General features: G+C 43.8%; 20 protein-coding genes. 1 reads left to right on the forward strand and 19 read right to left on the reverse strand.

Going from position 1 to position 12,902, the window contains the following annotated elements; translation table 11 throughout:
• Window positions 1-19: 19 nt before the first annotated feature.
• From D5281_RS11470 to D5281_RS25645, 19 genes are all read right to left on the reverse strand, one after another.
• Window positions 20-1,411 (reverse strand): AAA family ATPase, encoded by a 1,392-nt coding sequence (locus tag D5281_RS11470; protein WP_160560343.1) that lies wholly within the window; start codon window positions 1,409-1,411, stop codon window positions 20-22.
• On the reverse strand, window positions 1,395-2,291 hold the full coding sequence (locus D5281_RS11475; RefSeq protein ID WP_277935316.1) for a terminase small subunit: 897 nt from the start codon (window positions 2,289-2,291) through the stop codon (window positions 1,395-1,397). Before D5281_RS11475 ends, D5281_RS11470 begins: the two co-directional genes overlap by 17 nt.
• Window positions 2,292-2,432: 141 nt before the next feature.
• Entirely contained in the window at window positions 2,433-2,849 is a 417-nt protein-coding gene (locus D5281_RS11480) for an RNA polymerase sigma factor sigma-70 region 4 domain-containing protein (protein ID WP_330584972.1), read from the reverse strand.
• A 90-nt stretch (window positions 2,850-2,939) separates the two neighbouring features.
• A complete protein-coding gene (locus D5281_RS11485) occupies window positions 2,940-3,626 on the reverse strand; it encodes a hypothetical protein (protein WP_160560345.1) in 687 nt (228 codons plus the stop codon).
• Window positions 3,627-3,657: 31 nt separating this feature from the next.
• On the reverse strand, window positions 3,658-4,008 hold the full coding sequence (locus D5281_RS11490) for a hypothetical protein (protein WP_160560346.1): 351 nt from the start codon (window positions 4,006-4,008) through the stop codon (window positions 3,658-3,660).
• A 390-nt stretch (window positions 4,009-4,398) separates the two neighbouring features.
• A complete protein-coding gene (locus tag D5281_RS11495; RefSeq protein WP_160560347.1) occupies window positions 4,399-4,830 on the reverse strand; it encodes a hypothetical protein in 432 nt (143 codons plus the stop codon).
• Between the two features lie 19 nt (window positions 4,831-4,849).
• The gene (locus D5281_RS11500) at window positions 4,850-5,710 is read right to left on the reverse strand and encodes a hypothetical protein (RefSeq protein WP_160560348.1); all 861 of its coding nucleotides are present in this window, start codon (window positions 5,708-5,710) and stop codon (window positions 4,850-4,852) included.
• Window positions 5,711-5,745: 35 nt separating this feature from the next.
• Window positions 5,746-5,940, reverse strand: a complete 195-nt coding sequence (locus tag D5281_RS11505) for a hypothetical protein (RefSeq protein ID WP_160560349.1) — start codon at window positions 5,938-5,940, stop codon at window positions 5,746-5,748.
• Window positions 5,941-5,958: 18 nt separating this feature from the next.
• Window positions 5,959-7,086, reverse strand: coding sequence for a phosphoadenosine phosphosulfate reductase domain-containing protein (locus D5281_RS11510; RefSeq protein WP_160560350.1), 1,128 nt, complete (start codon window positions 7,084-7,086; stop codon window positions 5,959-5,961).
• A 258-nt stretch (window positions 7,087-7,344) separates the two neighbouring features.
• Window positions 7,345-7,500 (reverse strand): hypothetical protein, encoded by a 156-nt coding sequence (locus D5281_RS11515; RefSeq protein ID WP_160560351.1) that lies wholly within the window; start codon window positions 7,498-7,500, stop codon window positions 7,345-7,347.
• A 4-nt stretch (window positions 7,501-7,504) separates the two neighbouring features.
• Window positions 7,505-8,350, reverse strand: a complete 846-nt coding sequence (locus D5281_RS11520; RefSeq protein ID WP_160560352.1) for a DNA adenine methylase — start codon at window positions 8,348-8,350, stop codon at window positions 7,505-7,507.
• A gap of 13 nt (window positions 8,351-8,363) precedes the next feature.
• A complete protein-coding gene (locus D5281_RS11525) occupies window positions 8,364-8,504 on the reverse strand; it encodes a hypothetical protein (RefSeq protein ID WP_160560353.1) in 141 nt (46 codons plus the stop codon).
• A 12-nt stretch (window positions 8,505-8,516) separates the two neighbouring features.
• Window positions 8,517-8,918: a helix-turn-helix domain-containing protein gene (locus D5281_RS11530; RefSeq protein WP_160560354.1), complete on the reverse strand. Its 402-nt coding sequence runs from the start codon at window positions 8,916-8,918 to the stop codon at window positions 8,517-8,519.
• Window positions 8,919-9,005: 87 nt separating this feature from the next.
• Complete coding sequence (locus D5281_RS11535; RefSeq protein ID WP_160560355.1) at window positions 9,006-9,503, reverse strand: RNase H family protein; 498 nt, start codon at window positions 9,501-9,503, stop codon at window positions 9,006-9,008.
• 18 nt (window positions 9,504-9,521) lie between these two features.
• Window positions 9,522-10,364, reverse strand: a complete 843-nt coding sequence (locus D5281_RS11540; protein ID WP_277935327.1) for a DUF4373 domain-containing protein — start codon at window positions 10,362-10,364, stop codon at window positions 9,522-9,524.
• 210 nt (window positions 10,365-10,574) lie between these two features.
• Window positions 10,575-11,222 (reverse strand): putative HNHc nuclease, encoded by a 648-nt coding sequence (locus tag D5281_RS11545; protein WP_160560357.1) that lies wholly within the window; start codon window positions 11,220-11,222, stop codon window positions 10,575-10,577.
• Between the two features lie 6 nt (window positions 11,223-11,228).
• Window positions 11,229-11,534 carry a hypothetical protein gene (locus tag D5281_RS11550; RefSeq protein ID WP_160560358.1) on the reverse strand — a complete coding sequence of 102 codons (306 nt, stop codon included), beginning with the start codon at window positions 11,532-11,534 and terminating at the stop codon, window positions 11,229-11,231.
• A 12-nt stretch (window positions 11,535-11,546) separates the two neighbouring features.
• Entirely contained in the window at window positions 11,547-12,044 is a 498-nt protein-coding gene (locus D5281_RS11555) for a lytic transglycosylase domain-containing protein (RefSeq protein WP_160560359.1), read from the reverse strand.
• A gap of 31 nt (window positions 12,045-12,075) precedes the next feature.
• The gene (locus D5281_RS25645) at window positions 12,076-12,210 is read right to left on the reverse strand and encodes a hypothetical protein (protein ID WP_277935317.1); all 135 of its coding nucleotides are present in this window, start codon (window positions 12,208-12,210) and stop codon (window positions 12,076-12,078) included.
• 150 nt (window positions 12,211-12,360) lie between these two features.
• Between D5281_RS25645 and D5281_RS11560 the strand changes: the two genes are divergently transcribed.
• A complete protein-coding gene (locus D5281_RS11560) occupies window positions 12,361-12,591 on the forward strand; it encodes a 3-hydroxyacyl-CoA dehydrogenase (protein WP_160560360.1) in 231 nt (76 codons plus the stop codon).
• Window positions 12,592-12,902 lie beyond the last annotated feature (311 nt).

The following is a 12,902-nucleotide window of genomic DNA, read 5'->3' on the forward strand; positions in this document are numbered from 1 at the left end:
GCAATTTTTTCCACCTCCTTTAATACAGCCATGTTGTAGGCTCATGCAGCGCAAGGGCCAGGGAATCCGCCGTATCAGGCGAGCCCAGGCCACGTTTTTTCATATCATCTTTTGATTCAAGCTGTATTTTCCCTTTGGATGTCATATGGTATTTTCTAATGCTCAACTGCTTTATCATTTCTTCATCATTCGGTAATTCAATCTGCACATCATTCTTTCCCTGCATTTTGTTAGAAAAATTACTCTCAAGCAGCTCCTTCACGTGTCCCCATAGCTGTGCACCCAGGTTAAAATAATATTCGTCAGTGGCAGCACTGCCATTATTGACAGGGATTACCATGTATGGCAGCTTTTCATCCCTGATTACCTCTTTCAGGCGATCCGTCACACCGCCGCCAACACCAGAATCATCTACTTTTATCATGCAGCTCTTAACATCTGGAAACCGCTTCATATACTCTTTACAGCATGCAATCACGTTTCCAGCTGTTTCCATTGTGTCTTTCTTGGTAAATTTCTTGAACTCAAACACCTTAGCGCATACCCGCGGGGTTATCACTGTCTTATCATCACCAAATCTTGCCACATCCACTCCGATATGGAGTGTTTTGGCTGCATCAATGTCACTCTGCCTTATTTGGTTGTTCTTATCACATGCAAGCTCTACAGTTTCCAAGGATATAAAAGAGTCCAAAGCGCCTTTAGGAAACTGGCCATCGATCCTGACACGGCATACATCAGAGTCTTTTCCATACTTGGACTCGAGCATCTCTATATTGTCCTTTGATGTACGCTTTGAATTTCTGCTGCTTACCGTATGTGTTTTGAACTTATCCCTGTCTTTATTAAAGGCATCATAAAAAACACCGTCTATTCTGTTGGGATTTCCCATCAGCAGGAGCTTGTTATCAAAGCCTGTCAGTGTTCCTAGTATTGCTTCCATGATTGGATCCGCCACACCTGATGCTTCATCTACTACAATTAACATGTGGTCTTCATGAAAACCCTGCATATTTTCCGGTTTGGTTGCCGTCTTGGCTGTGGCAAACCACCGTTCAGAGTCGCCTATCATGTAAACCTTCGTCTTAGTCCAGGCAAGAAGATTCTTCACCTTAGAACAGTCTAACCATTTAGCAATTTCAGCCCAAAGCACATCATAAAGCTGTTGCATTGTGGGTGCTGTAGCGATCACCTTAGAATATGGACGGCACGCAAGAAACCAGATAATAAGTCCGGCCTCCAATGCTGTTTTGCCAACACCCTGACCGGACTTAACTGCTACTTTTGAATGTTCTGATATATCTGCTGCAACCTCCTCCTGCCAGTCGTCACATTCCATCTTAAGCATATCTTCTAAGAAAGCAACTGGATCATCATAATAGACCTCTAAAGCATCAATTAGGTCTTCCATCCTTCTTTTTACTCCTTCGTTTTGCTATCTCAATAATTGCTGTTTTCCAATCCTGTGCCTGGCCTTTGGCTTCGTCTTTTTGAACTACCTGTGATTTCAGGACCGCTATTCTTGCTCTTTGTTCATCTGTAGCCAAATCCATATGATCTGATATCCACTGTAATGCCTTCATGCGATCGGCAAGCTTGATACTGGTTCCTTCTTTCCCTTGTTTGACCTCCGAAATTAAGGTTCCATCAACCTCTGTACTTTCTCTTAAACGGATTACATTAACTTCCTTCTTTACTTCAATTTTGGTGCCTGTTTCTTCGTCCTTTAATATGACAGGACCAAAAGTGCCCATCACAGGAACTATTTCGCGTCCAAACTCTACATAGTCCGTGATATCAGCAAAGGCTATATCCATATATTTCTGAAATATGTCTTCTTCAGAGAGCATTTCTCTATTCAGGCGGTTTTGCTTTAAGTTTTGGATTTCCTTTTTTACCTTAACATTTCTTAACATCCTTGCACCCGCTGATTGTGCAGTAAAATAGTCCACTTCGTACGCTTTTTGGTATGCTTTAGTTGCATTAAAACATTTGACATAAAGACAACAAAAAAGCCTTTGCTTATCGGTTAAACCAGGGGGTTGCGGTTCCTGAATTTCTTCATTTGTAACGGTCTCTTGCAATCCATTTTTATTTTCATTTTGTGCGCACACTTTTTCAGGTTTTGTGTGCACACTTTTTGATTTATTTTTCTCCCATCCATACCTTACTTTCCATGACTTGACTGTATTTAGGGCAACACCATATTTTTGGGCAATATCTTTATATTTCATTCCGGCCATATAATCAGCTTTCGCCAGCTCATAGTTTTGTATTGCTTCTCTGTCCAAACATCACCACCACGCCTATTTATTCCAAAAAGCAGAAAGCACCTAACCGCCGTGGCAGTTAGGTGCTTCATGACTTATACTTATCTCATTTTATATTTTATCATAAAAAAAACGGACAATGCGGACAAAACGGACAAATTTTTATTTTTTTCTTATAAACCTGTCAAACTCTTTTCTAACACTATCTGCCGTTGCATTTCTTCCAATACCAATTGCAACTTCTTCCCATGATTTCCCCTCAAAATACCTCATTCTGATGATACGTTGCATTCTGGAAGGTATTGTGCCCATCCACTTTTCTATATTTCTCTTTAATTTTTCTGCATTCCACTTGCGTTCTATTAATAAATTCTTCTCTTTTTCTATGCCCGCAGAATCAAGATATGTTTCCATCACACCCGATAAATGAAAACTCATTTTTTGATATGGGAAATCAGGATTACTTCCGTTTACTTTATCTTGTACCACCTCATCTTTTTTCATCCGCCTGATATCCTGCTCTGTTTCTTTGATTAATTCACACGCATCTATATAATCCGCCAATATCTTTTTATCCACCTTATTCCTCCTACGCTGAATACAATACCTGCTACTCAATATCTTAGGCATCACAAACAAAAATATATTATAAGACCTGCTGCCTCTTGGCTAATTCTCCTCTGGTTTCTCACACCGTTCAAATTCTATGGCCCATACCCATGGGTTCGAATCCCAGCTGTATAAGTCAAACTCCGATTTCCTGATTGTAGAGTTCCATAAATCTGAAAATGGCAGGAAGTGTGCCGCATGTACCCATTGTTCCGTAGTTTCCGGGAACTGTGCCATATAATGTTCTACAGCTTCTTTTTTTATCCCTTCTTTAAGAATCTGCTCATTTGTAATCTCCTGCAGCTGTTCTGCCCTTACATCCATGACCTTAAGCCAGATACGGGCGGCTTCTTTCGGCATATGGATTGATGGATGCCAGCGCATCACCGCGCTTTTCCCTGGCTGCACAAGTGGCTCTTGCCATGCCTTGTATAAATACCCGCCTGTCCATTCTGCCCATGTTTCCCGAACATACAGGATATCTCCCTTATCAAAAGGTGCAAGGCTCTCAAAGTATCTTGTTGGTTTAAATGGGCTCTGCTCTACGACATCCATATAATGCAATGTTCTAAAACCACATTCATTTTTCCCAATCCTCATCCATAACGGCATCCTGCAATAATTATGGCTGTCCGGCATATCTGGATGTGGTGGATGCTTAATTACTCGCCTTGTAACCGTCTTTCTTCCGTCAAGTATCGCCCGAACCATGTCGGTATTAAATAAAATCGGTAATACTCTGCTCATTTTTCTCCTTTCCTGACACGCCTGATACCTCTTAATAAAAATCCAATAAGGCCTGATAATATTCATCTGATGCTTCTAATCTTCTCTGATAGCGGTTCAAATCTTTTTCAAGATATTTCACTATCTCGCTTATTGCATTCGATGTTTTTTCTGACTCTATTATTTCCCTATAGTCTGTATCTTCCGTCTGATAGCGGTATGAATAATTTAGGAATCCCCTGTATTTCACCTCATTCATATTTGGAATAAAAAATCTTCTTCCAATGTCTCCCGCTTTACAATAGATATTTCTTTCCCCTGTTTTAACCACCCCAAAGGTTTCTATCATGGAATTACGGTTTGGATTTGTTAAATCTATGGTTATTTCCACCACTTGGCTCATTTTATATTACCTCGCCTTTCCTTATACGCCTGCTGCCGGATTGATTCATTTTCGGTCGTTCTGATACACTTTCTTCTTCCTTGCTCCGCTAAAGGACAGTTTAGCTGATTGATATACTGAATGGCTCATAAAAGATTATTACAATACATTTATTTTTGTAATATACTACTTTTGAGATGGAGGTGAAAAAACATGGTTTTCATTGTTTTGAAGGCGGTTTTGAATTTCTCCCTGCGTCTTGTTGTAAGATAAGTAATACGGATAACCGCTATTAGTAACCTGGGAGAATAACACGTATATACTCATCTCACATTTTATAAAGGCGCATACAGCAATTCATCTCATGGCACCTTCGGGTCCCTTTTTACATGTCTCCACTAAAGTTTTAAACTAAACTTCTAATAAAAATTGTTTCTTTTCTAATCGCTCATAAATAGTTTGACCCGTGTTTGTCTCTATGTACGGGAGAAATATTTCCTCAAACCGCACCATTTCAATATCCAGCAAAGCCATTTGGGCTTCTACCCAATCTTTCAAAATACGCCACGCAATACGCTCCGCCTGCTGCCTCGTGTCCTTAATCTGCTTTCTTGGGTTTTCCCTTTTCTCTTTTTTCAGAACCTCCAGACATTCATCCACTTTAACCGGAAGTCTGACCGGAATTTGCTGTACCCCGGTATCAATCAGAAATGACAGTCCGATTATGGATTCTCCATCATAATTTTTCATAATGGATTTTGCTTTGTGCTTCATCAATATGTATTCTATTTCTGATACTGTTTTAAAACTGTCAACTGTTGTCGTATAATTCAATATTGCCATTCCACATCTCCACTAAAGTTTAATCCAAATCAATATGAATCTTTGCGGTTTCCACCGCAGCTCTATAGACCAGCGCATATCTCCTGTCAGCGTGGGTCTGCTGTACTTTTTCCAGAAATTTGTCAATCTTACCAAAAAAGCATCCACACCTAACAGAAATCTGATTGTCTTTATCCCTAAAGAATGTGGTAAAGGCATCTCTGCTGCCAATTGGCCCTATTACCAGCAGATGGTTTGCCTGTAGGACTTCGGCATTACCGCAGACCTCGGCATCACCGTAGACCTCGGCATTACCGTAGACCTCGGCATCACCGTAGACCTCGGCATCACCGTAGACCTTGGCATCACCGCAGACCTCGGCATCACCGCAGACCTTGGCATTACCGTAGACACAGGCATTACCGCAGACCTCGGCATTACCGTAGACCTTGGCATCACCGCAGACCTCGGCATCACCGCAGACCTTGGCATTACCGTAGACACAGGCATTACCGCAGACCTCGGCATTACCGTAGACCTCGGCATTACCGTAGACCTCGGCATCACCGCAGACCTTGGCATTACCGTAGACACAGGCATTACCGCAGACCTCGGCATTACCGTAGACCTCGGCATTACCGTAGACCTCGGCATCACCGCAGACCTTGGCATTACCGCGGACCTCGGCATCGCCGCAGACCTTGGCATCACCGTAGACCTCGGCATTACCGCAGACCCAGGCATTACCTTCCTGCAAAAGATTTTCTTCCTTCTCTATCCATCCGCCTAAGTCTCCGACCTTGACCACACCAAATTCTACCGTTGCTCTTATCCTTCTGACGGTGATATTGCCGAACATACCTGTATTTTTCGTTTCTCCTGTAAATTCATATTTTCTCATATCCTATATTTTCCTCCTTTTTTCTCCACTAAAGTTTAATCTTCATAACAGTCTGAATATGCTCTCATGCAATGCATACACTCTACACCGTCATTCTTACATCCATCACATCTATCACATGTCTCTTTTCCAAGAGCATCATAGGCCATGCTTAAAGCAATAAACTGATTGGTCGTGTAAACTCCCTTATGCATTTTCTTGATAATTTCTATAGCATCTTCTGGTCCCATACCCACCTCCACTAAAGTTTAATTTAAAAAATCATATATATTCATTTGCCCTTCCAGTTCTCCTGTATCCACATCTCGTTCCTCCTGCATCCTCTGCTTCTTATACTCGTTATACGCCCTCCGATATTCATAGCTTTTTCCAAAGATGTTCCACGCGGCTTTCACAACGTTCGGTTCGTATGGTCGAATCAGTTCCAGATCTTCTATTGCTTTATGAGAAATCGGGCATCCGCAGCAGCCTGTTCTTGTCAGTCCGTAAACCTCGTAAGCATCAGAATACCTGATTCCATAGTAATCCTTATACCATGATTTATCATTGTCCGTAACATAATACAATGGGCGGAGCCGGTACTGGCCGTTGCTCTGCTCTCCAAAACACAATGTAGTGTTATCTTTGCGCGGAACTGAGCGCATTCCTCCCTCTGCTCGCCGTTCTCCAGTAATTATCATCTCGTAATCTTTCTGCATCTTGTGCGCTAACCGCTTCTTGCAGTAGTCGCAGCATTTTGCGCTGATCTGAAAATCAGGAGGGAAATCCCTGATAAAGTCGCGCATATATTTTGACGAATTAATCACAAGCTGAATATTGGGTCTCGGCTCTCCGTTGGAATTGCAGCAGCACAAAAAATTTATTACACTTTCACATTTTGGATAGCGCTCTTTCAATTCCTTACGCTTTACTGCTTTGTCTTCTGCCCGTTCATATTCTTCCGCAATCGACAATGGAATTCCTTTCTTTTGCCATTCCGAAAGTCCAGCTGACATAATCTTTGAAACAAATGGGATCCCGTATGTCCTTGAAGCCTGCACGATTCCGACTTTCGGTCTACACTCCTTTATTTCCACACCATATTTTTCTGCCGTATCCTTTACATGGTCCTTGATGGCTTTCATTTCCAATCCAGTATTGAAAAAGACATATGCGATCTGAGGCAGGTCAAAAATATCCCGTGTACGTTCTATAATATCAATCATAATATCGCTGTCCGCCCCACCGGAATATGAACATATTGCGTTCGGATGTTCCATGAGACGTTTCGCAATAATACTCTGGATTGCCTGAAATTTTGCAGGTGCATCAAAATCCGCGTAATCAGGCCGTTCCGTATAAACCCTGCTTTTATAAGTTTCTTTTATTTTTCCCATTTCCCTAAAAGGAGCCCGTGTACACGTCACCCCGGCCGGAGGCTCCGGCTCCTTTCTCTGCTATTCTCTTAATCCGCTAAACTCCGATTTAGCAAAATGGCAGTCCGCACCATTCTGTACATCCTCTTTCTTTTCTTTCTTCTGCTGTACAAGGTGTTTCATCCATAAATCCTGCACACCCTTCTGCGGTAGGACATTCTTCTTCTTTCCAATAAGAGCACATAATGTTTACACATTTCATTTTCCCATCTCATTCTTTTACCGTTTAACAATTGCAATAGCATCCAGCTTCCGCCCGCTGCTTCTGATTTGTTTCACCACGCTGTCCCATTCCTCACAAAATTTGTTGATAAACTTTGCCGTAAATGAAGCGCCTTTTTCAAATTTTATTTCCCTTATCTTTTTTTCTGTCAATGCTTTATACCTCATTTTTTCTCTGAAATAAAATAAAGTCATCCAATGACATCTGCACACTGCTTTCATAGTTCATCCACACAACTTCCATCCTCGGCCTTCCCTGCTCTGCACAGCTCTTAAAATATTTCCTGTGCCATCTATGCAGGTAATCGTTATACATTTCTGACTCATAGCCGGATACCATTACCTTAGCTTTTACCTGAAGGATCGTCTTTAGCATCTCCTCATGGTCTGCATCCGTCATCTCATGCTTATACTGCTTTCCCGTTCTCGACTCTAGCAGATAAGGCGGGTCAAGGTGCATAAATACATTCTCATAATCAAACCGCTTTATCACTTCTAAAGCAGGTCTGTTTTCTATCTGCACCCACCGCAACCGCTCCGCTATATCTATGATCCATCCCGGCAGCCGGTACCAGTCCCATAATGCATAGGCCCTTTCCCTTCCTGCCACGTCATTTTTCCACCCGGCCATATAGCCATTTGTTCTAAATCCATACCCCTGCCAGCATTTAATCAAGAATCCTGCTGCCCGCTGGAATTTACTTGCATACAGCCCTTCCGGCGCCTCCTTAAACTGTCCTTCGTACACTTCCCGGGAAAAAGGCGTTGTCATCACCAGCCTGGCCAGTCTTTCGGAATCCTTTTGTATACATGTAAAGAGATTGGTGACATCAGAATCCAGGTCGTTTATCGTCTCCATGGCGGAAGGCTGCTTATGGAACAATACCGCGCCGCTTCCAAAGTAAGGCTCTACATAGCTGTGATGTTCTGGTATCAATCCAACAAGCCCACCTGCTATATTCCATTTACTTCCCGGATATTTCAGCACTCTCCTTGCACTCATGATTTCCCACCTTTCACACATCCGTATAATACAGACAGGCATGCTTGACTTCGTCCTGCTGCAGGGCTTCTTCAACCGTTGTCCCATGCTCCGCGCAATATCCATCTACAAAATCTCTGAACGCTTTATTGTACCTGTACTCATTCTCTGCCACGCATCTCCCTCCTCATCCACGTATAAAATAATCTGTTACATCCAGGTACTTATGCCCCCTTATTACGAGCCTGGTAATTTTCGGAATCCTCGGCACTGCCATGATATAGGTCTCAGGCAGTCCCATCTCCGTATCTTTTTCAGGCCTTAGGCCTGCTGCCTTTATGTAATTGTTTACCGTACATTGCGACAGCTCCAATTCTTCCGCTATTTCTTTCGTGCTCCATCCCTTTTCCTTCATCCCGACCAGGCGCCGCCTCTTTTCTTCCGGCACGGCCCTGCTCCTTTTCGGGATCCGGTACCTGCTAAACAGCACGTTGACCGTGCCTACGCTTTTCCCGGTCTTTTCCGCTATTTCCACGTTGGTCATGCCCTGCTGCCGCCATATGGCCAGCTGCTCTTTTGTCAGCTCCACGCCTTCCCCCTTTCCGGGGAGCCTTCCAGTAGAAGCTCCCCACGCTGCAAGTTGTCAGTATCTATGTGATATGTTTGACCAAAAGGCTTATTTAAACATGTTCATCTGCTGTCCCTGGGCCCTCTTTTCCTTGAGGGCTTCGTTCAGAGCCTTATCCATTTTCTTCTGCATAATCTCCAAATATTCTGCAGGGGGCATCCTGCTGTCAAAAGAAACACAGTGATTTTTCATCTTTCCTGTTGCCTGCTGCCACAATTCCGCATTTTTGACAGGCTTTCCTTTCGCATTCTTCCATCCGTCTTCTTCCCACTGTTTTATCCAGCGTTTTCCCACGGCGCTTAAAACGTGCTCGCACCAGGTATTTACCGAGACAGAACAGGGTTTTGCAAGGGTGCAGAATGCATCCCTTATGAGCTCAAGGGTAAGCGCAGTTTCCGTTGTCTCCCACCGGTACAGGGCGCCTTTTCTGATTTCCGGCTTCCCTTTTCCGGTGATATACTCCACGAGCCATGCGCCTGCTGCCTGCCCTTTTGCAGGGGGCCTGGCTGTTGTCACTATGTAGACCGTAACATTAAATAACTGCATCCCTGTGCCGCCTCCCCTCTAATTTGACAAGATCTCTCTTTCAAGCTGTTCGAAATCATAATCCTGCTGCATGAACTGGACAAACTGCCCTGTCTGCTTAACCGGCTTTTTATCCTCCACATAGTCTGCATCCAGATAATCTATGTAGCCGCTGTTGAAAAAGGTGCTGCCGTTCTGGTGGTTTAAGTAGCTGATACTTTTTACATAGCTGACATAACGTCCAATTGCTCTTTCCATCTCGTCATAACCGATTTTCAGCAGTTTGATCTTCTGTGTGTCTGATACCTTTCCTTTGCCCTTTTTGCATGGGTACAGTTTCCATAGCTCCTCAAACAGTGCACGCGCTTTTTCCAGCGTGCACATAGTATCTTTATTTTTTTCTTTACTTTCCTTTACTTTACTTGTGCCGTTTCTGCATGCATTTTTCTGGTTTCTGCATACAGAAACATCATTTTCGTATACAATACCCCTTATTTTGCCAACACTAACTAAAAGGTACTCTTTTATTACCGGAATCTGCTCACGCCTTTTGACAACATTAAAATACTGTGTCTGGATCCTGGCTGATGTGAGAACAGAGTATTTTTGATACATGCCAGCATCAAATATTCCATTGCTCAGGCACCTTTTTACTACTTCATTTATTAATCTAAGCGTCACCCCACTGTCCCCGCCAAACCAGTTTGACAAAAACAGCACGGGACTTCTTTCGGTCCATTCACAGTAGTAACCCTTCTCACTGTAGATTTTCTGCCAGAGACGGACTACTACTGCAAACCCTTTTACGCCGAATTCGCCTTCAACTTCTGAAATATTGTCGTTAGTGCGGCAGTCTAAAAGGAAACTGTTTATTCCTGTCATTGCCACCCTTACACCTCCGATTATCACCACGCCGCCCCTACCGCCTGACAAGGGTGGCACGGTTCAATCCTGTTATATTTTTTCATCCATACGCACCGGACAAGGCCGGCAGTATTATGAGATCATGGTAAAACTGCCAAAGCCTTCCAGCTCCTGCTTCAGGCAATCTTTTATCCCGACATCTGCTACATTCTGCATAATGTCCTCCTTTCACGTTTCATCCGGCTCAGGGACATCCTTAAGGACGATCCCGTAAACCTTATACATGCTGCGGAAACGCGGCACGCCCATCTGATGGGCTGCGGTATGATGCATGCGGCAGAGGCATATCTTCCTGTATTCGGAATCATCCACCTGCCTCCTGTCATTTCCCATCCCTATAGCATCCTCATGGTGTATCTCCCCCTTCCGGCCGCACACAGCGCATTTTTTATGGACAAGGCATGCATAAAGGTACCGGTTAATATCATCCGTGCGGTTAACCGCATTGTCAGAGAGAGGGACCCCATTTTCCAAGGCATAATCCAGCATGGTATTGATAAATTCCCTTGCCGTATCCATAGAGCAGTCTGACAGATGGAAATACCTGCTGCCGGTCCGGCATATATGGAGGTATTTGAGCCATTCCTTCTGCTCCTCCGGAAGATAGCCTGTATATTCGGAAATATCCCGTATGGTGGCATATGCTTTTTTCCGCTGCTCTACAGAAATACAGCGCCCATCATCAAAGCGCAGCTCCCCTTTCCTGATCTGTTTCCTTTCCAGCGCCTTCCCTATCTGCTTATCCGGGACGGAGACCAAGAGCTCCGTCCCTGCATCCCCTTTCCTGTAGCCTTTGATCGTTACCGCTGCATACATCTTTCCTCACCCTTCCCCCTGTAAAGCCTCATATCTCTTGTTCTCATAGGTATCCCCCTTCCGGATGCACTCATAATATGCTTTCTGGACCTGTTCTTCATCAAACAGCCCTTCTTTCAGGAATGCTCCTCTCTCACCGCGCTCCCCAAAAAACTCCTGCATGCGGCCTTCGTCCGCCTCTAGAAACACCAGAACGGACCGGACCGTGTCATAACATGCCTTGGCACGGCTGTACTGCTTATTCCGCATATGTATCCTGAATATACCGGGCTGCTCATAGAGCTTGTCCATCAGCGCTTTACCTTCCAGCATTTTTAATCATCCTTATTTCCCATGCTGGTATTCCAGCATGGCCGATATCTCCAACACCTGGGCCACATACTCTGACAGCTCGCCCTCTGACAGCCTTTCCATGACCCGCGACTCCCCATGGTAGCGCATCAGCGCCACTTCCAGGTCTTCCCCGTCATTCACCAGCTCTGACAGATAATCGGCCGCTACCTTCATGTTCCCCCTGATATCCTTGAGGTCTGTGACTCCAAGCCCTGCCATCCGGTCTTTATGCCACTTTTCCGATACCTGCATGACGCCGATGCATCCGTCATTTTCTGCCTCAGGGTCAAAGCGGCTCTCCACCCATCCGACTGCCCGAAGCGTTTCAGGGCACAGATGGTATTCTGCCCCTAATTCCTCTGATATCCTAAGCACGCTTTCCGGCACCTTGACTGCCTCCTGGGCATGCAGCATGATTGGTATCATTATTACTGCTTCCATCAGGATCAATGCCGCCATGACTGCTGCCAAAATCTTCCATAATTCCATCTTTTTCACATGCTTGTCCTTTCTGACCGGCTTATGCCGGTTCCTTTCCTTTATTTTCTTTCTTTGTAATCACCAAATCCTCCGGTGTACCTCCATTTTGATGAGCCAGCAGCTTTGCCAATGTTTCCAATATGCTTTCAGCAGTTGGTATATATTCTGTCCCCATATAAAACCCCCTTATTTTGATTAATAATTAATATGTCTGACTGGTTGTACCCTTTTCCTCTTTTTGTAATACTTGTAAATTGCTTATCTCCCTCTTATAATCAAATCACAGGCTACTGGCATAGCCGAGTACTAAAGAAAGGAGAATCTTATGCGTAGATTTAATCCGCCATATAATGGGCACCGTTTCCTGCTAAACAAAAATACTGGAGAAATCCATGATCTGGACAGGGAAACAGCTTATTGTCGTATCAACGACATTAACCCAGGGCATATTTACACGAGCGATTCTTACCTGAGCTGTCTTATTTACGCCAAAGCAGAGCACTGTCCAAACCCAAACGGATGCTTTTACTGTCAGCCTGAAAAAGATAAAGGCTGATATCCTTCTCGTAGGGCTGCTTCGTTCATCCGTTGCAGCTCCTTTTCTGATATTTCTGTCTGTAGGGCCTCTTTAAGTTTTGCCTGTGTATTAGAATCTTTTGCTATTCCATATATCACATCACAAAAAACATCTAGCTCTAACTGCTTTACTACATCAAATACTATTATTTTTCCTATCTCCCTTCATTTTTAATAGATGGACTTTTACTCCTGCTGCACACCTTCTGTCTGCAAAATATCATTGCTTTAACCTTATCTCCTTCTTATAATGAAATTACAGGCTACTGGCATAGCCGAGTACTAAAGAAA

Source organism: Parablautia muri (assembly GCF_009917485.1).
GTDB classification, from domain to species: domain Bacteria; phylum Bacillota; class Clostridia; order Lachnospirales; family Lachnospiraceae; genus Suilimivivens; species Suilimivivens muri.

What these genes read in the sequence shown, in the direction of transcription:
- D5281_RS11550 (WP_160560358.1), bottom strand. Translation starts at nt 11,534, where the DNA reads ATGCTGGAAGGTAAAGCGCTGATGGACAAGCTCTATGAGCAGCCCGGT.
- D5281_RS11560 (WP_160560360.1), top strand. Translation starts at nt 12,361, where the DNA reads ATGCGTAGATTTAATCCGCCATATAATGGGCACCGTTTCCTGCTAAAC.
- D5281_RS11470 (WP_160560343.1), bottom strand. Translation starts at nt 1,411, where the DNA reads ATGGAAGACCTAATTGATGCTTTAGAGGTCTATTATGATGATCCAGTT.
- D5281_RS11500 (WP_160560348.1), bottom strand. Translation starts at nt 5,710, where the DNA reads ATGAGAAAATATGAATTTACAGGAGAAACGAAAAATACAGGTATGTTC.
- D5281_RS11520 (WP_160560352.1), bottom strand. Translation starts at nt 8,350, where the DNA reads ATGAGTGCAAGGAGAGTGCTGAAATATCCGGGAAGTAAATGGAATATA.
- D5281_RS11555 (WP_160560359.1), bottom strand. Translation starts at nt 12,044, where the DNA reads ATGGAATTATGGAAGATTTTGGCAGCAGTCATGGCGGCATTGATCCTG.
- D5281_RS11535 (WP_160560355.1), bottom strand. Translation starts at nt 9,503, where the DNA reads ATGCAGTTATTTAATGTTACGGTCTACATAGTGACAACAGCCAGGCCC.
- D5281_RS11545 (WP_160560357.1), bottom strand. Translation starts at nt 11,222, where the DNA reads ATGTATGCAGCGGTAACGATCAAAGGCTACAGGAAAGGGGATGCAGGG.
- D5281_RS11490 (WP_160560346.1), bottom strand. Translation starts at nt 4,008, where the DNA reads ATGAGCCAAGTGGTGGAAATAACCATAGATTTAACAAATCCAAACCGT.
- D5281_RS11495 (WP_160560347.1), bottom strand. Translation starts at nt 4,830, where the DNA reads ATGGCAATATTGAATTATACGACAACAGTTGACAGTTTTAAAACAGTA.
- D5281_RS11510 (WP_160560350.1), bottom strand. Translation starts at nt 7,086, where the DNA reads ATGGGAAAAATAAAAGAAACTTATAAAAGCAGGGTTTATACGGAACGG.
- D5281_RS11485 (WP_160560345.1), bottom strand. Translation starts at nt 3,626, where the DNA reads ATGAGCAGAGTATTACCGATTTTATTTAATACCGACATGGTTCGGGCG.
- D5281_RS11540 (WP_277935327.1), bottom strand. Translation starts at nt 10,364, where the DNA reads ATGACAGGAATAAACAGTTTCCTTTTAGACTGCCGCACTAACGACAAT.
- D5281_RS11505 (WP_160560349.1), bottom strand. Translation starts at nt 5,940, where the DNA reads ATGGGACCAGAAGATGCTATAGAAATTATCAAGAAAATGCATAAGGGA.
- D5281_RS25645 (WP_277935317.1), bottom strand. Translation starts at nt 12,210, where the DNA reads ATGGGGACAGAATATATACCAACTGCTGAAAGCATATTGGAAACATTG.